The organism is Pseudomonas sp. No.21, from assembly GCF_054558415.1.
Map to the genome: position 1 here is coordinate 304,671 of NZ_BAAJNO010000008.1, position 21,828 is coordinate 326,498.

At 68.1% G+C, this 21,828-nt stretch carries 22 protein-coding genes; 19 read left to right on the plus strand and 3 right to left on the minus strand.

Going from position 1 to position 21,828, the window contains the following annotated elements; translation table 11 throughout:
* Positions 1-45: 45 nt before the first annotated feature.
* On the minus strand, positions 46-915 hold the full coding sequence (locus ACYJSS_RS18795; RefSeq protein WP_236204819.1) for a LysR family transcriptional regulator: 870 nt from the start codon (positions 913-915) through the stop codon (positions 46-48).
* A 193-nt stretch (positions 916-1,108) separates the two neighbouring features.
* On the opposite strand from ACYJSS_RS18795, the gene ACYJSS_RS18800 reads away from it, so the two are divergent.
* From ACYJSS_RS18800 to trhA, 4 genes are all read left to right on the plus strand, one after another.
* Positions 1,109-2,125: a transporter gene (locus ACYJSS_RS18800; protein WP_111264688.1), complete on the plus strand. Its 1,017-nt coding sequence runs from the start codon at positions 1,109-1,111 to the stop codon at positions 2,123-2,125.
* 173 nt (positions 2,126-2,298) lie between these two features.
* Positions 2,299-2,673 (plus strand): hypothetical protein, encoded by a 375-nt coding sequence (locus tag ACYJSS_RS18805; RefSeq protein WP_236204818.1) that lies wholly within the window; start codon positions 2,299-2,301, stop codon positions 2,671-2,673.
* Positions 2,674-2,841: 168 nt separating this feature from the next.
* Positions 2,842-3,759 carry a polyphosphate kinase 2 gene (gene ppk2, locus ACYJSS_RS18810; protein ID WP_111264686.1) on the plus strand — a complete coding sequence of 306 codons (918 nt, stop codon included), beginning with the start codon at positions 2,842-2,844 and terminating at the stop codon, positions 3,757-3,759.
* A gap of 127 nt (positions 3,760-3,886) precedes the next feature.
* Entirely contained in the window at positions 3,887-4,504 is a 618-nt protein-coding gene (trhA, locus tag ACYJSS_RS18815) for a PAQR family membrane homeostasis protein TrhA (protein ID WP_236204817.1), read from the plus strand.
* Between the two features lie 593 nt (positions 4,505-5,097).
* Here trhA and ACYJSS_RS18820 read toward each other — a convergent pair.
* Positions 5,098-5,301, minus strand: coding sequence for a hypothetical protein (locus tag ACYJSS_RS18820; protein ID WP_236204816.1), 204 nt, complete (start codon positions 5,299-5,301; stop codon positions 5,098-5,100).
* A 216-nt stretch (positions 5,302-5,517) separates the two neighbouring features.
* Between ACYJSS_RS18820 and ACYJSS_RS18825 the strand changes: the two genes are divergently transcribed.
* On the plus strand, positions 5,518-6,081 hold the full coding sequence (locus ACYJSS_RS18825; RefSeq protein WP_111264691.1) for a GNAT family N-acetyltransferase: 564 nt from the start codon (positions 5,518-5,520) through the stop codon (positions 6,079-6,081).
* 101 nt (positions 6,082-6,182) lie between these two features.
* On the opposite strand, the gene ACYJSS_RS18830 is transcribed toward ACYJSS_RS18825, so the two are convergent.
* The gene (locus ACYJSS_RS18830) at positions 6,183-6,509 is read right to left on the minus strand and encodes a hypothetical protein (protein ID WP_111264682.1); all 327 of its coding nucleotides are present in this window, start codon (positions 6,507-6,509) and stop codon (positions 6,183-6,185) included.
* Positions 6,510-6,738: 229 nt separating this feature from the next.
* Here ACYJSS_RS18830 and ACYJSS_RS18835 point away from each other — a divergent pair, with 229 nt between their 5' ends.
* The 14 genes from ACYJSS_RS18835 to ACYJSS_RS18900 all read left to right on the plus strand — a co-directional run bounded on the left by ACYJSS_RS18835 (position 6,739) and on the right by ACYJSS_RS18900 (position 21,815).
* Positions 6,739-7,629 (plus strand): formate/nitrite transporter family protein, encoded by an 891-nt coding sequence (locus tag ACYJSS_RS18835; RefSeq protein ID WP_236204815.1) that lies wholly within the window; start codon positions 6,739-6,741, stop codon positions 7,627-7,629.
* Positions 7,630-7,785: 156 nt separating this feature from the next.
* On the plus strand, positions 7,786-8,307 hold the full coding sequence (locus tag ACYJSS_RS18840) for an RNA polymerase sigma factor (protein ID WP_236204814.1): 522 nt from the start codon (positions 7,786-7,788) through the stop codon (positions 8,305-8,307).
* Positions 8,304-9,326 (plus strand): FecR family protein, encoded by a 1,023-nt coding sequence (locus ACYJSS_RS18845; protein WP_111264679.1) that lies wholly within the window; start codon positions 8,304-8,306, stop codon positions 9,324-9,326. Before ACYJSS_RS18840 ends, ACYJSS_RS18845 begins: the two co-directional genes overlap by 4 nt.
* 347 nt (positions 9,327-9,673) lie before the next feature.
* A complete protein-coding gene (locus ACYJSS_RS18850; protein ID WP_236204812.1) occupies positions 9,674-12,298 on the plus strand; it encodes a TonB-dependent receptor in 2,625 nt (874 codons plus the stop codon).
* A 136-nt stretch (positions 12,299-12,434) separates the two neighbouring features.
* Complete coding sequence (locus ACYJSS_RS18855; RefSeq protein WP_111264205.1) at positions 12,435-13,022, plus strand: biliverdin-producing heme oxygenase; 588 nt, start codon at positions 12,435-12,437, stop codon at positions 13,020-13,022.
* A complete protein-coding gene (locus tag ACYJSS_RS18860) occupies positions 13,003-13,434 on the plus strand; it encodes a YbaN family protein (RefSeq protein ID WP_236204811.1) in 432 nt (143 codons plus the stop codon). Before ACYJSS_RS18855 ends, ACYJSS_RS18860 begins: the two co-directional genes overlap by 20 nt.
* Positions 13,435-13,685: 251 nt before the next feature.
* Positions 13,686-14,432 carry a substrate-binding periplasmic protein gene (locus ACYJSS_RS18865; protein ID WP_111264206.1) on the plus strand — a complete coding sequence of 249 codons (747 nt, stop codon included), beginning with the start codon at positions 13,686-13,688 and terminating at the stop codon, positions 14,430-14,432.
* 195 nt (positions 14,433-14,627) lie between these two features.
* Positions 14,628-16,451, plus strand: coding sequence for a PAS domain-containing sensor histidine kinase (locus ACYJSS_RS18870; protein WP_111264207.1), 1,824 nt, complete (start codon positions 14,628-14,630; stop codon positions 16,449-16,451).
* A complete protein-coding gene (locus tag ACYJSS_RS18875; RefSeq protein WP_021217481.1) occupies positions 16,448-17,077 on the plus strand; it encodes a response regulator in 630 nt (209 codons plus the stop codon). The genes ACYJSS_RS18870 and ACYJSS_RS18875 overlap by 4 nt, the downstream gene beginning before the upstream one ends.
* A 578-nt stretch (positions 17,078-17,655) precedes the next feature.
* The gene (locus tag ACYJSS_RS18880; protein ID WP_371921736.1) at positions 17,656-18,429 is read left to right on the plus strand and encodes a methyl-accepting chemotaxis protein; all 774 of its coding nucleotides are present in this window, start codon (positions 17,656-17,658) and stop codon (positions 18,427-18,429) included.
* 9 nt (positions 18,430-18,438) lie between these two features.
* Positions 18,439-18,807, plus strand: coding sequence for a response regulator (locus ACYJSS_RS18885; protein WP_021217483.1), 369 nt, complete (start codon positions 18,439-18,441; stop codon positions 18,805-18,807).
* 13 nt (positions 18,808-18,820) lie between these two features.
* Complete coding sequence (locus ACYJSS_RS18890) at positions 18,821-19,126, plus strand: STAS domain-containing protein (protein ID WP_111264209.1); 306 nt, start codon at positions 18,821-18,823, stop codon at positions 19,124-19,126.
* Positions 19,126-21,291 carry a chemotaxis protein CheA gene (locus ACYJSS_RS18895; RefSeq protein WP_236204810.1) on the plus strand — a complete coding sequence of 722 codons (2,166 nt, stop codon included), beginning with the start codon at positions 19,126-19,128 and terminating at the stop codon, positions 21,289-21,291. The genes ACYJSS_RS18890 and ACYJSS_RS18895 overlap by 1 nt, the downstream gene beginning before the upstream one ends.
* The gene (locus ACYJSS_RS18900; protein ID WP_111264211.1) at positions 21,288-21,815 is read left to right on the plus strand and encodes a chemotaxis protein CheW; all 528 of its coding nucleotides are present in this window, start codon (positions 21,288-21,290) and stop codon (positions 21,813-21,815) included. Before ACYJSS_RS18895 ends, ACYJSS_RS18900 begins: the two co-directional genes overlap by 4 nt.
* The last annotated feature ends 13 nt before the right edge of the window (positions 21,816-21,828 follow it).

Sequence of the window (21,828 nt, forward strand, 5' to 3'; positions counted from 1 at the left end):
CCACGGCCCCCGGCACTGCCGGGGGCTGTCCTTACAGGGGGCCCGTCAGCGGCCCTCTTCGCAGGCCTCGCGCGCCACGGCCATGAACGCGGCCGGCAGACGCGCCTGGCGGCGGTCCTTGAGGCAATACAGGTATTCGTCGATCTGCGGTGCCTGCTCCAGCTCGATGACGCAGAGCTCGGGGTTATCCGGCACTTCATGGCGGGCGATGATGCTGACGCCGATATTGCGGATCACCGCCTCGCGGATGGCTTCGCGGCTGCCGATCTCCAGCAGCGGGCCGATGTCCAGCCCGGCCTTGTCCAGCAGTGCCTCGGTGAGCTGGCGGGTGATGGAACCGCGCTCGCGCATCAGCAGGTTGTGGCCTTTCAGGGCGGCGATATCCACCGCCCGGCGCCCGGCCAGCGGGTGGCTGCGGTGCACCGCCAGCACCAGCGGGTCGCTGCCCAGCACCAGGCGCACCAGGCGCTGGTCGTCGAGCTTCTGCGACGAGGCGGCGAGGTCCACGCGGTATTCCTCCAGCGCCTCCAGCACCTGCTGGGAGTTGCCGATCTCCACCGACACGTCGATCTGCGGGTAGCGCTCGCGGAAGTCCCGCACCAGGGCGAGGATGTAATAGGGCGAGGTGGCGCCGATGCGCAGGCTGCCCTGCATCTGCCCGCTGTTGCGCAGGAAGAACTCGATGTCGGCCTCCTGCTGCAGCAGCGTCCTGACCATGGGCAGCAGGCGCGCGCCCTCCTCGCTCACCGTCAGCCGGCGGCCGCCACGGTGGAAGAGTTCGACGCTGTACCGGGCTTCGAGACTGCGGATCTGGGTGGTGACGGTCGGCTGGCTCAGGCCCAGCTTCTTGGCGGCCTGGGTGATGCTGCCCAGGCGCGCGACCATGTAGAACGCCTTGAGCTCGGCACTGAGCATGAGGGTGGGTTTCCGAATGGGGAGACGCTGCGATTATAAGCGCGACGGCGAGCCGACTTCATGCAGTACGCGGCGTCCGAGACGGTCACATAACCGTCACGAAAAACCAACAGACTGAACCAAACAAGATTCCGGTGCGTGTTGTTCGGGCTGCTGCGGCAGCCCTTTTTATTGACCTTGCGGCAGGTACCCGATGAACCACAGCCTCACCCAGGGCCATCAGGATTCCGATCTGGTCGGTCTGCTCTATGGTTTCCGCTTCCGCCCCGGTGAGCGCGGCGTGGAAGTCGACTCGGACGGCGCCCTGCAATGCCTGCGCGCGAGCGATGGCGACGAATTCCTCTGGCTCCACCTCAATCTTGCCCATGCCGCCTGCCAGCGCTGGATGAAGGCCCAGCTGGAGCTGCCGGACGCCTTCTTCGAGACCCTGCAGGAAGGCTCGCGCTCCACCCGCATCGAGCACGTCGACGACGCCCTGCTGGCGGTGGTCAACGACGTGGTGTTCAACTTCGGCCAGGTCACCACCGACATCGCCACCCTCTGGGTCTGCGCCCGCGGTCGCCTGCTGGTCAGCGCGCGCCTGCAGCCGCTGCGCTCGGTGGACAAGCTGCGCTCCTCGGTGAAACGCGGCGAAGGCTTCCGCTCGCCCCTGGAGCTGTTGGTGCACCTGCTGCGCGACCAGGGGGAGATCCTCACCCAGATCGTGCGCGAGACCAACATGCAGGTGGACCGCATCGAGGACCAACTGCTGTCCCTTCGCCTCAGCGACAACCGTGCCGAACTCGGCAGCATGCGCCGCGTGCTGGTGCGCCTGCAGCGCCTGCTGGCCCTGGAGCCGGGCGCGCTGATGCGCCTGCTGAACCGCCCTCCGGCCTGGCTCAGCGACGCCGACGTGCAGACGCTGCGCGAGTCCACCGGCGAATTCTCCCTGGTGATCAGTGACCTCACCGCCCTGGTGGAACGCATCAAGCTGCTGCAGGAGGAGATCGCCGCCAGCCTCAACGAGCAAAGCAGCCGCACCCTGTTCACCCTGACCCTGGTGACGGTGCTGGCCCTGCCGATCAACATCATCGCCGGCTTCTTCGGCATGAACGTCGGCGGCGTGCCCTTCAGCGACGACCCGGAAGGTTTCTGGATACTCGTCGTACTGGTGGCCACCTTCACCCTGCTCGCCGGCCGCTGGGCATTCCGCAAGCGAAGTGGCTACTGAGTCACGGCCACTAGCACACCCGTACTATTCAAGCTCATCGCTCCCCTCCCTAGACTGCCTGCAGGCGCTACGGCCCGCCGCCAACTCCGGGTCCACGCGGTACGTCCTGCCGCCCGCCGATAACGACACCTGCCGCCCAGCAGGCCCGGATCACGCACCAAAGGAATGCCCCGATGAAACTCCAAGGAATCGCCGCCGGTTTCGCCCTCGCCTCCACCCTGCTCACCACCGGCTGCCTCCCGCAGAACGGCCAGACCCAAGGCCTGTTCACCCCTCCGCCCGCCAACGCCGCCGCCGGCACCCAGGTCGCATCGGCCAATGCGCCCTGCACGCCCAACGCCACCGCGGACCTGATCTCCACCGGCCGCAGCCTGCTGGAAATCGGCACCAGCATCATGCAGACCAAGGCCAACATGAACAGCGCCAACAACGGCTACAACAGCTACACCATGCAGGACGTCGAGAACGCCCAGAAGATCAACAAGGGCAACGAGATCCTCAACAACGTCGAAACCATGACCGGCGGCCCCCAGGCCCCCTGCAGCTGACGCTTTCCCCCCGTCGCCTTGAGCACAGGGATGTGCGGGGCGCCGGGTTTTCACTCCCCGAGCAACGAGCCCGCCCCCTGCGGGCTCGCTCGTTTCCGGCCCCCTGTCATTCGCCCGTCACAAAAGAGTCATAACCTCCGCCGGATCGACGAACCAAGGAGGTGGCGGATGAGCATTGGCAACGACCTGCTGGCGCAGCGCATCCATCGGGAGTTGCTGGACCACAGCGACGAGGAGCTCGAACTGGAGCTGCTGGAGGACGGCCACGACCTGGACGCCTACTTCGACGACCATCTCGAGGAGAGCCCCGAGCGCCAGGCCCGGCGCAACTACTTCCAGGAGCTGTTCCGCCTGCAGGGCGAGCTGGTGAAGCTGCAGAGCTGGGTAGTCAAGACCGGGCACAAGGTGGTGATCCTCTTCGAGGGCCGCGACGCCGCCGGCAAGGGGGGCGTGATCAAGCGCATCACCCAGCGCCTCAATCCCCGGGTATGCCGCGTCGCCGCGCTGCCGGCCCCCAACGACCGCGAACGGACCCAGTGGTACTTCCAGCGCTACGTCTCGCACCTGCCGGCCGCCGGCGAGATCGTCCTCTTCGACCGCAGCTGGTACAACCGCGCCGGTGTCGAGCGGGTGATGGGGTTCTGCAACGACGAGCAGTACGAGGAGTTCTTCCGCACCGTGCCCGAGTTCGAGCGGATGCTGGTGCGCTCGGGCATCCAGCTGATCAAGTACTGGTTCTCCATCTCCGACAAGGAGCAGCACCTGCGCTTCCTGGCGCGCATCCACGACCCGCTCAAGCAGTGGAAGCTCAGCCCCATGGACCTGGAGTCCCGCCGTCGCTGGGAGGCCTACACCAAGGCCAAGGAAATCATGCTCGAACGCACCCACATCGAAGAGGCGCCCTGGTGGGTGGTACAGGCCGACGACAAGAAGAAGGCGCGGCTCAACTGCATCCACCACCTGCTCGGCCAGATGCCCTACGAGGAAGTCGAACAGCCCAGCGTCCAGTTGCCGCAGCGCCTGCGCCACGCCGACTACGTGCGCAACCCGACGCCCCGCGAACTCCTCGTCCCCGAGGTCTACTGAGCATCACTTCCGGCGTGACTCACCCGCGTGACGATGCATCGCAGACACGGAACCATCGCGGCGCCCGGCATTTTCAGCTATCAAGACCGGCGCGCTGCAACGTCGCAGCGATTCGAGGAAGCGGTGCATGTATCACGGAGAACGTTTCAACGCCTGGACCCACCTGGTCGGCGCGCTGCTGGCAGGCATCGGCGCCATCTGGCTGCTGGTCCTGGCGGCGCTGGATGGCAGCACGACGAAGATCGTCAGCGTCGCCATCTACGGCGTGACCCTGGTGATGCTCTACAGCATCTCCACCGTCTACCACAGCGTGCGCGGGCGGGCGAAGGTGATCATGCGCAAGCTCGATCACCTGTCGATCTACCTGCTGATCGCCGGCAGCTACACGCCCTTCTGCCTGGTCACCCTCGAAGGTGCCTGGGGCTGGACGCTGTTCGGCATCGTCTGGACGCTCAGCATCATCGGCATGCTGCAGGAGATCAAGCCCCGCTCCGAGGCGCGGGTCCTGTCGATCATCATCTACGCGGTGATGGGCTGGATCGTGCTCATCGCCCTCAAGCCCCTGATCGCCGCCCTGGGCACCACCGGCTTCACCTGGCTGGCCGCCGGCGGGGTGTTCTACACCGTGGGCATCATCTTCTTCGCCTTCGACAGCCGCTTCCGCCACTGGCACGGCATCTGGCACCTGTTCGTCATCGCCGGGAGCCTGCTGCACTTCGTGGCGATAGTACGATTCGTAATATAACAGTCAGTAATCATCCCTCTGCCTCCCTGTGGGAGCGCATTCATGGGCTTTGTGTGCGTTAAGTGTTGCTAGAAGGTTTCGAGCCCAGCTGATTGCCGAGCTTTGCTGATGCTTCTGGTTTCGCCCCCCCGGGCGAGTCACTTTTCGCAGTCGCTCCAAAAGTAACCAAAAGGGCTTGCCCCATCATCCGGCCCGACTGCGTCGGGTGCCCTCACTCCGTCGTCGCTCTGGGGGCCGGCGCGATGGGCCATCCATGGCCTGGCGCGCCTCTCGCGGCATCCATGCCGCTCGTCCCCCGACGCAACGACTGCGTTCGGCCTCCTGGAGGGGCGTTTCCGCTGCTCCAACGTCTTCGCCGGAATCTTCATCGGTGTGCGCTTCACGTTCGGAGCGCGGTGGCTCCTGTAGGGTGGCGTAGAGCGAAGCGAAACCCACGCGGCGGGCCTGAGGCCTCGAATCAAGCTCACGACAGCTAACGCAGACGGAGCCCATTCATTCGCGAAAGACCTGCAGCCAGCACAGCACTGAGAACACCCGCGCACCCCATCGCGAATGAATTCGCTCCTGCGGTCGTCTGGCTGGAAAGGGGCTAGTCAATCCCGGCGCGAATAGGCCCGGGGCATCAACCCGCCGGACACCAGCGCGTTGCCCATGCGCGGGGATGCGGGCCGTGCGCCCGGCGTCCGGGCCGACAGCAGCCCGGCCAGCAGTGGCGAGGAAGGCCGCTCCTGGCCGTCGCAGCCCATCAGCAGCAATTCGATCAGCGCGTGTGCGGATGCACAGTCACGAGTGTCCATGGGTGTTCTCCGGCAATGGCTCTGTCCTTACGCTACTGCCCGTCACGGAGGACGGATTGACCTGGGTCAGTTCCCTCCGCGCGGCCCCTGCGACAACCCGGCGCAGGGCACCGTCCAGCGCATGTTGACTTCGATCAATCAGGCGTCCCGCCAGGAGGGTAAACAGGAGGCACAGGCGCAATGCGCCGCCCCCTTTCCCACTACCTGGAGACAGCCATGTCCGCTCTCAACGCCGCTCTCGCAGCCAAGCCACTGCATGCATCGCCCCGGGGCGAGTACTGGATCGAGCCCCTGGAAGACGGCACCCACGTGCTGATCCGCCCGCTGCGTGCGCAGGACCGCGAGCGCGAACGTGCCTTCATCAACCGCCTGTCCCCGGAAGCCCGCCACAACCGCTTCCTGGGCGAATTCCGCGAAGTGGCCCCGTCCCTGCTCGACCAGCTGATGGACGTCGACGACAAGGACCGCGTCGCCCTCGTCGCCCTGGCTCACGTGGACGGCGAGCTGCTCGAAGTCGGCATCAGCCGCTACGCCCGGGTCGGCGAGCTCGGCCAATGCGAGTTCGCGGTCACCGTGGCCGACCAGTGGCTGCGTCGCGGCCTGGGCGGCATCCTCTTCCAGCACCTGGCCGACAGCGCCCGCCGCAACGGCTTCCGCCAGCTGTACTCCATCGACTCGGCGAGCAACGCCGGCATGCGTGGCCTGGCCCGCAAGTTCGGCCTGCAGCGCCGTCGCGACGAGGAAGACCCGACCCAGGTCATCCACCGCCTGGACCTGTAACACCCCAGCGCCCTGCGCCACCTCGTCATCCCCGCGAACGCGGGCGTCCACGTCAAGCCAGCGGGCACGGCGTTGCCCGAGGCTCCTTCCGCGCAGGCCTCTCAGCGGGCCTGCCTTCTTCCCGCCGGCAAGTGACCGGCCCCCGCCAGCGCGGCGAAACGGGGCTCGGCCAGCCGTGCCGACCAGCCCAGCCAGCCCGCCGACGAACCGGCGCCGCTACGCGCCACCTGCAGCTGCACGTGGATGTGCCCCACCATGCAGACGCTCAAGCCATCGATATTGAAATAGGTGCAGGCCTGCTGGGTGTCGCCACAGCCGGCCGATCTGTCCTGGTAGGCCGGCTCGCCCTGCTCCGCCGCATGGAATGCCAGGTCGGTGACGAATCCCTTGTGCCCGGCGCCGTTGCGCTTGCTCAGGTCCCATCCCATCTTCTTTCGTTGCCCTGAAAGCCGAAGGCCGTGTAGCGAACATCCGGCATGGCCGCCACCTTCGCCCAGAGCGGCCCCGCCTCGCTGTGATCGACGGCGCCGCTCGCGGCGAATCGTCGATGGGGTGATGAAAGCGTAGACAGCCACCCGGCGCTGACAAGCGCGAGCCGGCGAACTTCCCGGGCCTTCCGACGATCAACCGATACGCCCAACCACAACGGTAACCAGCATGAGCCAGGCCAACGACGGCAAGACGCCGGGGCTGTCCGCCCGGGAGAAGCAGGACGTCAACGAAAACCAGCCGCCCCGCGCGGCGGTACTGCACGAGATCATCCGTACCCAGGGCGACCAGGAACTGGAGCGCAACGTTGCCGCGCTCTGGTGGTCGGCGCTGGCCGCCGGGCTGACCATGGGCCTGTCGCTGATGGCCATGGGGCTGTTCAACGCGCGCCTGCCCGACGGCGAGGCGAGCAAGGTGATCGCCAGCCTCGGCTACTCGGCGGGCTTCCTCGCGGTGATCCTCGCGCGCCAGCAACTGTTCACCGAGAACACCCTCACCGCCGTGCTGCCGGTGATGAGCAAGCCCACCCTGAACAACGTCGGGCGCCTGCTGCGCCTGTGGAGCGTGGTGCTGGCGGGCAACCTGGCCGGCGCCCTGCTGGTGGCCTGGGTGATGCTGCGCCTGCCGATCTTCGACGCAGCCACCGACGCCGCCTTCCTCGACATCGGCCGCAAGGTGATGGAGAACGACGTCGGGCAGATGTTCGCCAAGGGCATCGTCTCCGGCTGGATGATCGCCACCATGGTCTGGATGATCCCCTCCCAGGAAAGCGCCAAGCTGTGGATCATCATCCTCATCACCTACCTGATGGCGCTCGGCGACTTCACCCACATCGTGGTCGGCTCGGCCGAGGTCTCCTACCTGGTGTTCGCCGGGCACCTGGACTGGCGCGAATTCTGGCTGACCTTCGCCGGCCCCACCCTGGCCGGCAATATCGTCGGCGGCAGCCTGATCTTCGCCCTGATCAGCCACGCCCAGGTGCGCAGCGACGGCGACAGCCCGCAGCCGCCGCACGAGGCCCGCGACGAAGCGCCGCCGCACGGACCGCGAAGGCACTGAGCGGGCCGTCGACGCCGATTGCGCGCGCCAAAGTGCCCGGAGCCCCGCCCCACCTGGCGCCTCCGGGGTGGCACGCGCGCCCGCGTGGCAGACCGCTGGTCGCCACCAATAAAACTGATTATCATTTGCGCCAATTTACAGTGGCCGGATGATGCAGTGACCACCTCCAACCTCGACAGCGTGTTCCTCGCCCAGCGCATGCCCCTGCTGCGCACCCTGGCCAGGATGGTGAAGAGCCCCAGCGTCGCCGAGGACCTGGTGCAGGAGACCTACCTGCGAGTCGCCCGCACCCTCGCCGAGCGGCCCATCGACCACCTCGAACCCTTCCTCTTCCAGACCGGCCGCAACCTCGCGCTGGACCACCTGCGCCGGGTGCGCATGCAGTCACGCACCCTGCTGGAGGATGTGCCGGACGCGGTGATCGAGGCCGTGGCCGCGCCGATCTCCTCCGCCGAGGACAGCCTGCACGCCGAGAAGCTCCTGCAGCGCCTGGGCAGCACCCTGTCCCAGCTCACCCAGCGCCAGCAGCGCATCTTCATCCTCAGCCGCCTGCACGGGCATGGCTATGCGGAGATCGCCGAGGAACTGGAAGTGTCCCCCAGCACGGTGCAGAAGGAACTCAAGCTGATCATGGCGATCTGCATGAACCTGCTCAGCCGCCTGGACCCGCCGACATGAAAGACTTCCGCTCGGCCCCGGGTTCGACAAGAATAGGCGCCCCCGAAACCGAGGAGCCCTCCGTGCCCCAGCCCGATCCCTTGCCGCCCGCAGCCGGTCCCGGTGCCGACGACGTGCGCCTGGGCGAAGCGCTGGACTGGCTGATCCTCCTCGAGGGCGCCGACGCCGAGTGTCGCGCCCGCTTCGATGCCTGGATGGCTGCCTCGGCGGACAACGCCCTGGCCTTCCGCCTGGCGCAGAACCTCTGGCAATCGCCGCTGCTCACCGAAGCGGCCGAGCGCCTGGAGCGCGACACCCGGCGCCGGCCACGTCGCTTCCCGTTCAAAGCCCTCGCCACTGCCGCCGCACTGCTGCTGGCGGTCGGCATCGGCCTGGAGAGCGACCTGCTGCTGCGCCTGCGCGCCGACCACCTCACCCAGGTGGGCCAGCGGCAGAACCTGGAGCTGGCCGATGGCTCGCGCATCCTGCTCAACACCGACACCGCCTTCTCCAGCCGCATCGACGACCAGCAGCGCAGCGCCCGCCTCTACCAGGGCGAGGCCTATTTCGAGGTCGCCCACGACCGCAGCCGCCCCTTCGAAGTGGAGGCCGGCCCGGTGCAGGTCTCGGTGCGCGGCACCGCCTTCGCCGTGCGCTACCTGGGCGAGGAGGCCGAGGTCAGCGTCGAACGCGGCGAAGTCGACCTGCGCTCGCGCGAGGGCAACGCCCGTATCAGCCTCGGTGCCGGCGACAGCATCCGCATCGGCCCCGACGGCTTCGGCGATCGGCGCCATGGCCGGGCCGACCCGCTGGCCTGGGTCAAGGGCCGCCTGGTGTTCGAGGACTGCCCCATGCGAGAAGTGCTGGCCGAGCTGCGCCGTTACTACCCGGGCTGGATCATCAACACCGACGAGCGCCTGGGCGAGCGCACCGTCACCGGCAACTACCGCCTGGACGATCCGCTGGGCGTGGTGCGTTCCCTCGCCCACATCACCTCGGCCAAGCTCCACGAATTCCCTGCGCTGGTGATCCTCGACTGAATGGGCGGGCCGTCCACGCCCGCCCCACTCGGTGCATGAGGGCGATCAACTGGGCGCAGGGTGGACCGCGCTTCATCGGTCCACCATTCGGGCTCGCCGGTCACCCCGTCGGTGGATGAAAAGAGCGTCATCCACCCTGTGCGGCCATGAGTTCGAGTTCACCCGGGCCAGCCCTGTTGCCGGTTCGGAGGCCCCGCCCGACACGCGCCGACGGGCCTTGTCACGCCCCGTCGGCAGCACCCCGAAATTATTTTTACGCGATTGCGATTTCTCGTTCGTCTCGTCAAAAGCTAATGACACTGATTCGCATTAGAAATGCGATCAACGGACCGAAGAGAACCGCTCCCATGACCACCCGCTCAAACCGCCCCACCCTGCGCCTGTCCGCCCCCACCGGCCTGTCGCTGCTGGCCCTGTCCATCGCCCTGGGCAGCCTGCCCGTCGGTATCGCCCAGGCCGCCGAAACCGGTGTCGCGCCGACCCAGCTGGCCAGCCAGAGCGGTTACAGCTTCGCCATCGCCCGCCAGCCCCTGGTGGAAGCGCTCAATGCCTTCAGCGCCGTGAGCGGCTGGCAGGTCGGCCTCTCTTCCGATCTCGCCGCCGGCGTGCTGTCCCCGGGCGTCAACGGCCGCCTGCCGGCCGAACAGGCCCTGCAGCGCCTGCTGGCGGGCACCGGCCTGGAATACCGCGCCGTCGGCGAGCGCAGCGTGGTGCTGGTACCCACCCCGCCGAAGGGCCTGGCCATGGAGCTGAACCCCACCACGGTCACCGCCACCCGTCGCGAGCAGAACGCCAGCGAAGTGCCCGCCAGCGTCAGCGTGCGCACCCGCGAACAGCTGGACCGCCAGAACGTCAACAGCATCAAGGACCTGGTGCGTGACGAGCCGGGCGTCACCGTCGGCGGCACCGGCCAGCGTGCCGGCATCAGCGGCTACAACATCCGTGGCATCGATGGCGACCGCGTACTGACCCAGATCGACGGCGTCGAGGTACCCAGCAGCTTCTTCAACGGCCCCTACGCCCAGACCAACCGCAACTACGTCGACCCGGAAATCGTCAAGCGCGTGGAGATCCTCCGCGGCCCGGCCTCGGCCCTGTACGGCAGCAACGCCATCGGCGGTGCGGTGAGCTACTTCACCCTGGGTGCCGACGACATCCTCAAGCCCGGCAAGGACGTCGGCGCGCGCCTGAAGACCGGCTACAGCTCGGCCGATGACAGCTGGCTCACCTCCGGCACCGTCGCCGGCCGCCACGAGCAATTCGACGCCCTGCTGCACCTGTCCCAGCGCAACGGCCACGAGACCGAGTCCTTCGGCGGCCATGGCGGCACCGGCCTGGCCCGTACCCAAGCCAACCCGGAAGACGTGCGCACCACCAACCTGCTGGCCAAGCTGGGCTGGAACTACAACGACACCGACCGCCTGCAGCTGACCTACGAGACGTACAAGGACGACCGCGACACCAACCAGCTCAGCGCCGTCGGCGGCCCCTTCAACGCCCCCACCATCGGCGTGGGCTCGGGCTACTACAGAGCGCGCAGCGGCAACGACACCATCACCCGCGAGCGCTTCGGCCTGGAACACAGCCTCGCCCTCGACAGCCTGCTGGCCGACAACCTGAAGTGGAGCCTGAACTACCAGATCGCCAAGACCGACCAGAGCACCCAGGAGCGCTATGTACCCAGCAACCCGTTCACCGGTGCGATCTCTCGTGACGTCATGCGCTATCGCGACACCTACTACAAGGACCGCCAGTGGGTCCTGGACACCCAGCTGGACAAGTCCTTCGACATCGGCGAGACCGGGCACCTGCTCACTTACGGCCTGAGCGTCAAGCACCAGGAAGTCACTGGCCAGCGCACCGGCTCGGCCTATTGCTACGCCTCGGTCGGCACCTGCACCAACCGCGTCGGCCAGGTCAGCCCCACCGCCAGCGACAGCCTGTCCCCGCAGAGCGACTTCCCCGACCCGACCATCAGGACCTACGGCCTGTTCGCCCAGGACGAGATCCGCTGGAACCAGTGGACCTTCCTGCCGGGTGTGCGCTACGACTACACCCGCCTGGACCCCGAGCTGACCAGCGAATTCCTCGCCTCCATCAGCAACAGCACCGTCAACGCCTTCAGCGACAAGAGCAAGACCTGGGACCGTGTCTCGCCCAAGTTCGGCGTGACCTACGCCTTCGACGAGCACTACACCTGGTTCGGCCAGTATGCCGAGGGCTTCCGCACCCCCACCGCCAAGGCCCTCTATGGCCGCTTCCAGAACCTGGCCGGCGGCTACAGCGTCGAGCCCAACCCGAACCTGGAGCCGGAAAAGAGCCGTGGGGTGGAAACCGGCCTGCGTGGCAGCTTCGAGGGCGGCAGCTTCGACGTGGCAGCCTTCTACAACGAATACCGCGACTTCATCGACGAGAACGCCAGCGTCCCCAGCACCGGCGTCACCTTCAAGAGCGTGAACATCCGCCATGCCAGCATCCGTGGCGTGGAAGCCAAGGGGCGCCTGGATCTGGAGCAATTCGGCGCCTTCCCGGGCCTCTACACCCAGGGGTCCATCGCCTATGCCCGTGGTCGCAACGACGAGACCGGCGCACCGCTGAACAGCGTCAACCCGCTGACCGGCGTGTTCGGCCTGGGCTACGACCAGGACGAGTACGGCGCCCTGCTGAGCTGGACCCTGAGCAAGCGCAAGACCCGCGTCGACGGCAGCACCTTCAAGGCACCGGATGGCAGCGGCAGCCAGTTCAAGACCCCGGGCTTCGGCATCCTCGACCTGACCGGCTACTACCGGCTGACCGACGACCTCACCCTCAACGCCGGCCTCTACAACCTGACCGACAAGAAATACTGGCTGTGGGATGACGTGCGCGGCTACGACGGCGTCGGCGAGGCCGGCGTGACCGCCCCGGCCAACCTCGACCGCCTGACCCAACCGGGCCGCAACTTCTCCGTCAACCTCGTCTGGGACATCTGATCGCCGCCGGCAAGGCCCCCCTCCCGCTTCGGCGTGGGGGGAGGCCGCCAGGCGCGACACCCCCTTGCGCGCATTTTTTACGCGATGGACGCCCTCGTTCGTCTCGTCAACAGAAGCCAATTACCAGGATGACTCCATGACCAGCACCCTCCGTTCCCAACGCATCAACCAGATCACCCACGCGCCCCACGCCGAGCTGGACCAGGCGGTCAAGGCCCACGACCCCTTCGCCAACCGCGAGAACTTCGCCCACTTCGTGGTCGCCCAGTACCTGTTCCAGGCCGAGCTGCAGAGCCTGTACCAGGACGCCGCGCTGGTCGAAGTCTTCCCCGACCTGCCCGCCCGCTGCCGTGCCGAGCAGGCGCGCCTGGACCTGGCCGACCTGGACACCGACGTACCCGCCCCGGTCGCCGGTGCCGTGCACAACCCCAGCTTCGCCGAAGCCCTGGGCTGGCTGTTCGTTTCCGAAGGCTCCAAGCTCGGCGCCGCCTTCCTGATCAAGCGCGTCGCCGCACTGGGCCTGACCGAAACCTTCGGTGCCCGTCACCTGGGCGAGCCGGCCGGCGGCCGCGCCGAAGGCTGGAAAAGCTTCACCCGCACCCTCGACGGCCTGGAACTGAGCGCCGAACAGGACGCCGAGGTGGACAAGGGCGCCCTCGCCGCCTTCAACCGCTTCCGTGAACTGCTGCAACACGCCTACGCCCGTGCAAGCACCCCCGCCTGAATCCCTGACCGGCGACCTTGCGGTCGCCGCGCCCGCGCCATCGCGCTCGCGCATCAGCCGCCTGCTGTTCGCCCTGCTGGCCTACACCAGCCTGGGCGTCGGCATGGTCGGCCTGGTGCTGCCGGGCCTGCCCACCACCGAATTCGTCATGCTCGCCGCCTGGGCCGCCTCGAAGAGTTCGCCGCGCCTGGCCAACTGGCTGGAGAACCACCGCCTGTTCGGCCCCATCCTCAAGAACTGGCGCAACGGCCGCGCCATCGCCCGCCATGCCAAGTTCGCCGCCAGCGCCTCGATGCTCCTGGCCCTGGCCATCATGCTCATCACCCTGCCCCACGGCGCCTGGCTCTACCTGGTCATGGCCGGCATGCTGCTCGGCAACCTGTGGATCTGGTCGCGCCCGGACCGGCGCTGATCCCTCCCCGCGTGGTTCCACGCCCGTCATCGTCGGTTCGCACACGGCCTACCCCTGCGACGGGGCTGATCCTGCAGGAGCGCTTTCAACCCGGGGTCGGCTGAAGCCCGCGTGGCGTCCTGCCCATTCCCGCCGGGTGCCTGCCGGCGACGCTCCCTGCGAGAGTCGAGTTGCGCCGCTGCGGTTTGGGCACCACAGTTCAGGCATGCGGGCCCCTCGACGGGCGCGGACAATAAACAGAAGAACCTCCCATGCGCTTGCTTTCTGCCTTCCTGATCCTGCTGCTCCCGGTGCTGGCACAGGCCGACACCCTGCGCGTGGACCTGCGCGACCGCCCGCCCGAGATGTGGAGCATCGACGGGCGCCCCACCGGCCCCCTGGTCAAGGTGCTGGAAGTGGCCACCGAGCGCGCCGGGCTGCAACTGGAGTGGCGCCATGCGCCGTTCGCCCGCAGCCTGGCGGACCTGCGCGATGGCCGCATCGACCTGGTGCCCCGGGTGCTGCCCGACCCGGAGCGCGACCACTACCTGCACTACCTGCCGAGCATCGGCACCCAGGACAAGCAGATACTCTTCACCATCCGCCCCACCCAGCGGCTGGAGCGCTACGAGGACCTGGCGCCCCTGCGCATCGGCGTCAAGCGCAGCACCCTGTACTTCCCGCGCTTCGACGCCGACAGGGCCCTGCACAAGCAGCCGGCAGTGGACGACGACATCCTGGTGCGGATGTTCCGCGCCGGTCGCATCGACACCATCGCCGTCCTGGACAAGGCCGCCATCGACACGGCCTTCGAGAACATCCGCTTCCACGACTACACCTACGCCGGGCTGCGCGAACCGATCCGCGTGGAAAACCGTTTCGCCGTCTCGAAGAAGCTCTACGAAAGCGACCGCGCGGCGATCTACGATCGTCTCGGTCGCGAACTGGAGGCCATGCGCCGCAACGGCGAGGTGGTGTCCATCTACCGCGAGCAAGGCGTCGAGCCGCCCAGCCCTTGAACCCCACCCGATGCCCACCCGATGCGTGCCGTCCCCGGCCGCGAGGCGGAGCCCCGGATGCGGCCATCCGCCCCGTGCATGCCCCGGAGCGCACCCGGTCACTGCAGCGCCGGTGGCTGGCCTGAGCAAAAACCTGCCAGCATTTCGCCACTGATCCATACTCCGTCAGTCGCATCGCACGTGATCGGGGGCGTCATGGGCCACAGCGCTGGGGGAGATATCTTTCGTCGGGCATTCGAGTCGTCGTCGGTGGGGCTGGCCCTGCTGGAGCTGGACGGCACCGTCCGTCACGTCAACCGAGCCTCGGAGGAGCTGCTCGGGCGCTCCCGGCAGACCCTGCTCGGCATACGGCTGGACAGCCTGCTGCACCCCGGGGATCGCCAGGCACTGGGCGAGGCCCTTGACCGGGCACGTCGCCAGCACGACGACCTGTCCTGCGGCGAGATGCGCTTCACCACCGCGTCCGGCGAGCACCGCTGGCTGCACCTGGGCTTGAGCATGGTCGAGGACGGTCGCAGCCAGCCCACCCATTACCTGGTGCGCCTGCAACCCCTTGCCGGGCACCGGGAGCGGGCCGAGCAGATGCACCTGCTGAGCTTCGCCCTGGACTACACCGCCGATGGCGTCCTGCTGCTCGATGGCGAGCAGAACATCCGCTACCTGAACGAAGCCGCCTGCCAACTGATCGGCCAGCCGCGCCAGCACCTCGTCGGGCAGCCGCTGGCACCGGTGCTGGCCCTGCTGACGGAGCAGTTCGCCGAACTGTTCGCCCGGGAGGATGGCCTGCAGGAAGCCTTGGACACCCAGCGCGTGCTCAGTTGCGAGCTGCACGTCCCGGGGGAGGATTTCCCGCGCTATGTGACGTTGCAGTTCAACCGCTTCCGCTACGACCAGCGCCCCTACAGCCTCGTGCTGATGCACGACTTCACCGAGCGGCGGCGCATCGCCGACGCCCTGCTGCGCAACGAGCGGCAATTCCGCGCGCTGATCGAGAACACGCCCGACGCCATCGGCCGGCTGACCCCCGACTTCCGCCTGCTCTACGCCAACCCGGCCCTGGAAGCCCTGTGCCGCCTGCCCCTGGTGGAGGCCCGTGGCCGGCCGGCACGGGAAGTCTTCGGTGACAACTCCCAGGTCGACATCATGGGCGACCTGGTGCGCGAGGTCGCCGCCACCGGCGAGTCCATGGAGGAAGAACTGATCCACGGCATCGACGGCCCCAGCGACAAGCAGATCCACTACCTCATGCAACTGGTGCCGGAGCGCAACGCCGAGGGCGAGGTGACCAGCGTCATCTCGGTGGCCCGCGACATCAGCGGCATCCGCAAGGCCGAACGCCGCCTGGCCGCCAGCAACCGCCAGCTGCGCGAGCTGTCCAGCCGCCGGGAAAGCGCCCGCGAGGAGGAGCGCAAGCTGATCGCCCGGGAGATCCACGACGAACTGGGCCAGCACCTCACCGCCCTGCGCATGGGCATATCCCTGCTGCGCCTGAAGTACGGCGAGCAGGCCCCGGGGCTCGGCGAGGACGTGGAGCGGCTCATGGCGCTGTGCGACCGCACCATCGGCGTGGTGCGTTCCATCGCCACCAGCCTGCGCCCGGCGGCCCTGAACATGGGGCTCTACCCGGCCCTGGAATGGCTGATCGACGAATTCCGCAGCCACCACACGCAGATCACCCTCGAGCTGGTGGCCCACAGCGGCGCACCGGCCCTGGACGACAGCCAGGCCACCACCGCCTTCCGCATCGTCCAGGAGGCGCTGACCAACATCGCCCGCCATTCCGGTGCCAGCCGGGCGGTGGTCAGCCTGGAGCGGCTCGATGACCGCTACGTGCTGGACATCACCGACAACGGCCACGGCTTCGACCCGGCCAAGGTCGGCAAGCGCTCCCTGGGCCTGGCCGGCATGCGCGAGCGCGGCACCAGCCTGGGCGGCGAAGTGGTGATCTTCAGCCACCCCGGCCAGGGCACCACGGTGCAGGCCACCTTCCCCATCAACGAGCCCACGGAGACGGCATGACCCGCATCCTCATCGCCGACGACCACGCCATCATGCGCGGCGGCCTCAAGCAACTCATCGAGTTCGACACTCGCCTGCAGGTGGCGGCCGAAGCGGAGAACGGCGCCCAGGTGCTGGAGCAGCTGCGGCTGGGCGAGTTCGACCTGCTGCTGCTGGACATGAGCATGCCCGGCCTCAGCGGCGAGGACCTGATCAGCCGCGTGCACGGCCGCTACCCGCGCCTGCCGATCCTGGTGCTGAGCATGCACAACGAGGCGCAGATCGCCCAACGTGCCCTGCGCGCCGGCGCCAGCGGCTACCTGACCAAGGACCACAACCCGGAGACCCTGCTGGCCGCCATCCACCGGGTGGCCGATGGGGGGCGTTACCTGGACCCGCGCATCGCCGAACAGCTCGCCTTCGCCAGCAGCAGCCCCACGGACGATGCCGCCGCCCAGCTCTCCGACCGCGAGTTCCAGATCCTCCGCCTGCTGGCCCAGGGCCTCAGCGTCAACCAGATCGCCGACCAGCTGGTGATCAGCAACAAGACCGTCAGCACCCACAAGACCCGGCTGATGGAGAAGATGGGCTTCACCTGCAACGCCGACATCATCAAGTACGCCATGACCCACGGCCTGACCGCCTGAGCCACTCGATAGGGGCCGCGGCGCGACGCAGCCCCTCGGGAAATCCCTACAAAAAAGCAGGATGTCCCGATGCCATCACCGGGATAGGACGATAGGGCCGCGCAGGCCCCGCGCTCATGCTGGACACACCCCCGCAACGTATCGCCGCTGCGGGCCCCGTGTCCTCGAGGAGCGCGACCGTGATTAGCCCGAACCCCACTTCCAGCGTCCCCTGGCTGCCCATCGCCCTCTGCGGTGCCGGTTGCGCGCTGCTGTTCTGGACGGCCAGCCAGTTCCCTTCCCCGGCCTGGGCCCTGGCCGCCGTGGCGCCCACGCTGCTGCTGTGGGTCGTCCTCGCCCAGCGCGGCGCCGTCCACGAGAAGGCACTCAAGCGGGCCCGCGACGAAGCCCTGGCCGAAGGTGCCCGGCTCGAAGCCGAGCGCCACGTGCAGGGCCTGCCGGAGCTGTGCACCAGCATCGCGCCGATCTGGTCGGCGCAGATCGAATCCGCCCGCCACCAGACCCAGACCGCCATCGAAGCCCTCTCCGAACGCTTCGCCCGCCTCGCCGGCCGCATCAGCGAGGCCGTCTCCAGCGGCATGCAGGCCGACAGCGATGCCCTGGTCACCCTGCTGGCCCAGAGCGAGGTGGAGCTCGAAGACATCGTCAGCCAGCTGCGCCTGGCGCTCTCCAGCAAGGAGAGCCTGCTGCAGGAGGTGGAGCGGCTGAACAGCTACACCGCCCAGCTGCGCACCATGGCCAAGGAAGTGGGCGATGTGGCCAAGCAGACCAACCTGCTGGCCCTGAACGCCGCCATCGAAGCCGCCCGCGCCGGTGAGGCCGGCCGCGGCTTCGCCGTGGTCGCCGACGAGGTGCGCAAGCTCTCCACCCTCTCCGAGGAAACCGGCAAGCGCATCGGCGACACCATCGAGACCGTCAGCGGCGCCATCGAGCGCACCCTGGAGGTCTCCAACGAACACGCCACCCGCGACGCCGGGACCCTGGAAAACGCCAGCCAGGTGATCCGCCAGGTGATCGCCCAGTTCCGCTCCGGCGCCACCCGCCTGGTGGAGCATGGCAACGCCCTGCGCAATGACAACGCCGCCGTCGGCGAAGAAATCTCCGAGGTGCTGGTCGCCCTGCAGTTCCAGGACCGGGTCAGCCAGATGCTCGGCCACATGCGCGACGACATCGGCCGCCTGGCCCAGCACCTGGAGCAGGACGACGCCCGCCACGTGGACGCCCGCTCCTGGCTCGACGAACTCTCCAGCACCTACACCACTCCCGAACAGCACGCCATCCACCACGGCCGCCAGGGCGGCTCGGGCATCGCGGGCGCCAGCCATTCCGCTTCCGACATCACCTTCTTCTGAGGACCCATCATGGCCAAGACCATTCTCATCGTCGACGACTCCGCCTCCATCCGCCAGGTGGTGGGCATGACCTTGAAAACCGCCGGCTACGACGTGCTCGAAGGCGTCGACGGCAAGGACGCGCTGACCCAGCTCGACGGCCGCAAGGTCCACCTGATCATCAGCGACGTGAACATGCCGAACATGGACGGCATCACCTTCCTGAAGAACGTCAAGCAGCTGGCGGCCTACAAGTTCACCCCCGTGATCATGCTCACCACCGAGGCCGGCGACGCCAAGAAAGCCGAAGGCCAGGCCGCCGGGGCCAAGGCCTGGGTGGTCAAGCCCTTCCAGCCGGCGCAGATGCTCACCGCCGTTTCCAAACTGATCCTGCCCTGACCGGGAGACCGCCATGAGCACCCTTGAATCCCTCGATGGCAGCCGCCGCCTGGCCCTGGACAGCGCGCTGACCATCTACACCGCCGCCGACACCAAGCTGCTGCTGGCCAACGCCCTGCAAGGGGCCGTGGACCTGCACCTGGACCTCAGCGCCATCGAGGAAGTGGATTGCGCCGGCCTGCAGTTGCTGCTGGCGGCCTGCCAGGAAGCCCGCCGCCAGCACGTCCACCTCAGCCTCGAAGGGGCCAGCCCGGCCATGACCGAGATCCTGCAACTGAGTGGCCTGCGTGACCTGCTCCCCATCGGAGGGCTGCACTGATGAACCTCGACAGCGTGATCGGCACCTTCATCGCCGAAAGCCGGGAGCTGCTGCAGCAGATGGAAGACGCCCTGCTGCAGATCGAGCAATCGCCGGACGATCCCGAACTGATCAACGCCATCTTCCGCGCCGCCCACACCATCAAGGGCTCCTCCGGGCTGTTCGGCTTCGACTCCATCGTCGCCTTCACCCACGTGGCCGAAAGCGTGCTGGACCGCGTCCGTGCCGGCGAGCTGCCGTTCGGTGCCGACCTCAGCGCCCTGATGCTGCTGGTGGGCGACCACCTGGTCGGCCTGGTCAACCACCTCGCCGAGGGCCGCGACCTGGCCGAGCTGCCGGAGGTCATGGGCATCCACGAAGCCGAACTGGTGCAACGCCTCAGCCAGTACCTGGACGCCACCCCGGCCGCCGCTGCCGACGCCACCGCCGCCGGGTGCACCCCGGCTCCGGCCGAAGGCGTCGCCAGCCGGCACTGGCACCTGTCCCTGCGCTTCGGTGCCGACAGCCTGCGCAACGGCATGGACCCGGTGGCCTTCCTGCGCTACCTGGCGACCTTCGGCGACCTGCTGCACATCGAGCCGGTGATCGACCACCTGCCCAGCTTCGACGCCCTCGACCCGGAGGCCTGCTACCTGGGCCTGGAAGTGGCCTTCACCACCGAAGCCGACCAGGCGGTGATCGAGGGCGCCTTCGACTTCGTCCGCGAGGACGGCCGCATCCGCATCCTGCCGCCCGGCGCCCCCCTCGCCCGCTACGCCGAGCTGCTGGCCGAGCAGGCCGACGAAGGCGACGCCCAGCGCCAGCGCCTGCTGCGTTGCGGCACCCTGAGCGAGGCCGAACTGGCCAGCCTCGATGCCCCGCAGGCCAACGAAGCCCAGGCCGACTCCAGCCCCGAGGCACCGGCCGCCACCGAACCGGGCGAGACCGCCGCAGTGGGCAAGGCCCTCAAGGAAACCGCCCGCGCCAGTGGCGAGGCCAACCTGATCCGCGTCGACGCCGGCAAGCTGGACCAACTGATCAACCTGGTGGGCGAGCTGATCATCGCCGGCGCCAACACCCGCATGCTCGCCCAGGGCTGCGGCCTGGTGGACATGAGCGAATCCGCCGAGACCCTCTCGCGCCTGGTGGAGGAAGTCCGCGACTCCGCCCTGACCCTGCGCATGGTGCAGATCGGCGCCACCTTCAACCGCTTCCAGCGGGTGGTGCGCGACGTCTCCAAGGAGCTGGGCAAGGACATCGTCCTGCACATCAGCGGTGGCGACACCGAGCTGGACAAGACCGTGGTGGAGAAGATCGGCGACCCCCTCACCCACCTGGTGCGCAACGCCATGGACCACGGCATCGAGCCGGCCGAGCAGCGTCGCGCCAGCGGCAAGCCCCTGCAGGGCGTGGTGCGCCTGAACGCCTACCACGAAGCCGGCGGCATCGTCATCGAAGTGAGCGACGACGGCGGCGGCCTCAACCCCGAGAAGATCCTCGCCAAGGCCGTACAGCGCGGCCTGGTCACCGAAGGCCAGCAGCTCTCGGACAAGGACACCTTCAACCTGATCTTCGAGCCGGGTTTCTCCACCGCCGAGCAGATCAGCAACCTCTCCGGCCGCGGCGTCGGCATGGACGTGGTCAAGCGCAACATCACCGCCCTGCGCGGCACGGTGGAACTGGACAGCCGACTGGGCGCCGGCACCTGCGTGCGCATCCGCCTGCCGCTGACCCTGGCCATCATCGACGGCTTCCTGATCGGCGTCGGCAGCTCCAGCTACGTGGTGCCCCTGGACATGGTGGAGGAATGCATCGAGCTGCCCAGCAGCGACCTGGACGACCTCGACCAGCTGGACCTGCGCGGCGACGTGCTGCCCTTCATCCGCCTGCGCAACCTGTTCGAGGAAGCCAGCCCGCGCCCGCGCCGGGAGAACGTGGTGGTGGTCAGCTACGCCGGGGTCCGCGCCGGCCTGGTGGTGGACCAGCTCCACGGCGAATTCCAGACCGTGATCAAGCCGCTGGGCAGGGTGTTCGGCCAGGTGCCGTCGCTCTCCGGCTTCACCATCCTCGGCAGCGGCGCGGTGGCGCTGATCCTCGACATCCCCGGCCTGCTCGCCCAGTTCGCGCAGCCTGGCCGCCCCGGCGCCAGCGGCGCCGCCCTCAGCCAACGGAGTAGCCTGCAATGAGTACCGCCAGCCTGCCCCTGCCGGAGTTCGTCGACGACGAGCAACGCCAGTACCTGACCTTCCGGGTCGGCCGCGACCTGTTCGGCGTCGCCACCCGCTACGTGCGGGAGATCCTCGAATTCCACGCCATCACCCAGGTGCCGATGATGCCGCCGCTGGTGCGCGGGGTGATCAACCTGCGCGGCGCCGTGGTGCCGATCATCGACCTCGCCGAGCGCTTCGGCCTCGGCAGCACCGAACTGGGCGCACGCACCTGCATCGTCATCGTCGAGCTGCAGGACGGTGACGAGGCCCAGCTGATGGGCGCCCTGGTGGACGCCGTCACCGCCGTCGCCGAGATCGAGCCGCGCGCCCTGCGCCAGGCCCCCGCCTTCGGCAGCCGCGTGCCCCCGGAATACATCGAAGACCTCGCCCGTGTGGACGAACGCTTCCTCACCCTGCTGCGCATGGAGCAGGTGCTGAACGTCGACCAGATCGCCGCGCTGGCTGGCCAGCGCAGCACCCCCCGACTGTCCCTCGTCTGATTGCGCAGACGCG

Bases quoted from the DNA above. Each gene is read 5' to 3' on its own strand.
- ACYJSS_RS18795 (WP_236204819.1), bottom strand. From the start codon at position 915: ATGCTCAGTGCCGAGCTCAAGGCGTTCTACATGGTCGCGCGCCTGGGC.
- ACYJSS_RS18800 (WP_111264688.1), top strand. From the start codon at position 1,109: ATGAACCACAGCCTCACCCAGGGCCATCAGGATTCCGATCTGGTCGGT.
- ACYJSS_RS18805 (WP_236204818.1), top strand. From the start codon at position 2,299: ATGAAACTCCAAGGAATCGCCGCCGGTTTCGCCCTCGCCTCCACCCTG.
- ppk2 (WP_111264686.1), top strand. From the start codon at position 2,842: ATGAGCATTGGCAACGACCTGCTGGCGCAGCGCATCCATCGGGAGTTG.
- trhA (WP_236204817.1), top strand. From the start codon at position 3,887: ATGTATCACGGAGAACGTTTCAACGCCTGGACCCACCTGGTCGGCGCG.
- ACYJSS_RS18820 (WP_236204816.1), bottom strand. From the start codon at position 5,301: ATGGACACTCGTGACTGTGCATCCGCACACGCGCTGATCGAATTGCTG.
- ACYJSS_RS18825 (WP_111264691.1), top strand. From the start codon at position 5,518: ATGTCCGCTCTCAACGCCGCTCTCGCAGCCAAGCCACTGCATGCATCG.
- ACYJSS_RS18830 (WP_111264682.1), bottom strand. From the start codon at position 6,509: ATGGGATGGGACCTGAGCAAGCGCAACGGCGCCGGGCACAAGGGATTC.
- ACYJSS_RS18835 (WP_236204815.1), top strand. From the start codon at position 6,739: ATGAGCCAGGCCAACGACGGCAAGACGCCGGGGCTGTCCGCCCGGGAG.
- ACYJSS_RS18845 (WP_111264679.1), top strand. From the start codon at position 8,304: ATGAAAGACTTCCGCTCGGCCCCGGGTTCGACAAGAATAGGCGCCCCC.
- ACYJSS_RS18850 (WP_236204812.1), top strand. From the start codon at position 9,674: ATGACCACCCGCTCAAACCGCCCCACCCTGCGCCTGTCCGCCCCCACC.
- ACYJSS_RS18855 (WP_111264205.1), top strand. From the start codon at position 12,435: ATGACCAGCACCCTCCGTTCCCAACGCATCAACCAGATCACCCACGCG.
- ACYJSS_RS18865 (WP_111264206.1), top strand. From the start codon at position 13,686: ATGCGCTTGCTTTCTGCCTTCCTGATCCTGCTGCTCCCGGTGCTGGCA.
- ACYJSS_RS18870 (WP_111264207.1), top strand. From the start codon at position 14,628: ATGGGCCACAGCGCTGGGGGAGATATCTTTCGTCGGGCATTCGAGTCG.
- ACYJSS_RS18875 (WP_021217481.1), top strand. From the start codon at position 16,448: ATGACCCGCATCCTCATCGCCGACGACCACGCCATCATGCGCGGCGGC.
- ACYJSS_RS18880 (WP_371921736.1), top strand. From the start codon at position 17,656: ATGCAGGCCGACAGCGATGCCCTGGTCACCCTGCTGGCCCAGAGCGAG.
- ACYJSS_RS18885 (WP_021217483.1), top strand. From the start codon at position 18,439: ATGGCCAAGACCATTCTCATCGTCGACGACTCCGCCTCCATCCGCCAG.
- ACYJSS_RS18890 (WP_111264209.1), top strand. From the start codon at position 18,821: ATGAGCACCCTTGAATCCCTCGATGGCAGCCGCCGCCTGGCCCTGGAC.
- ACYJSS_RS18895 (WP_236204810.1), top strand. From the start codon at position 19,126: ATGAACCTCGACAGCGTGATCGGCACCTTCATCGCCGAAAGCCGGGAG.
- ACYJSS_RS18900 (WP_111264211.1), top strand. From the start codon at position 21,288: ATGAGTACCGCCAGCCTGCCCCTGCCGGAGTTCGTCGACGACGAGCAA.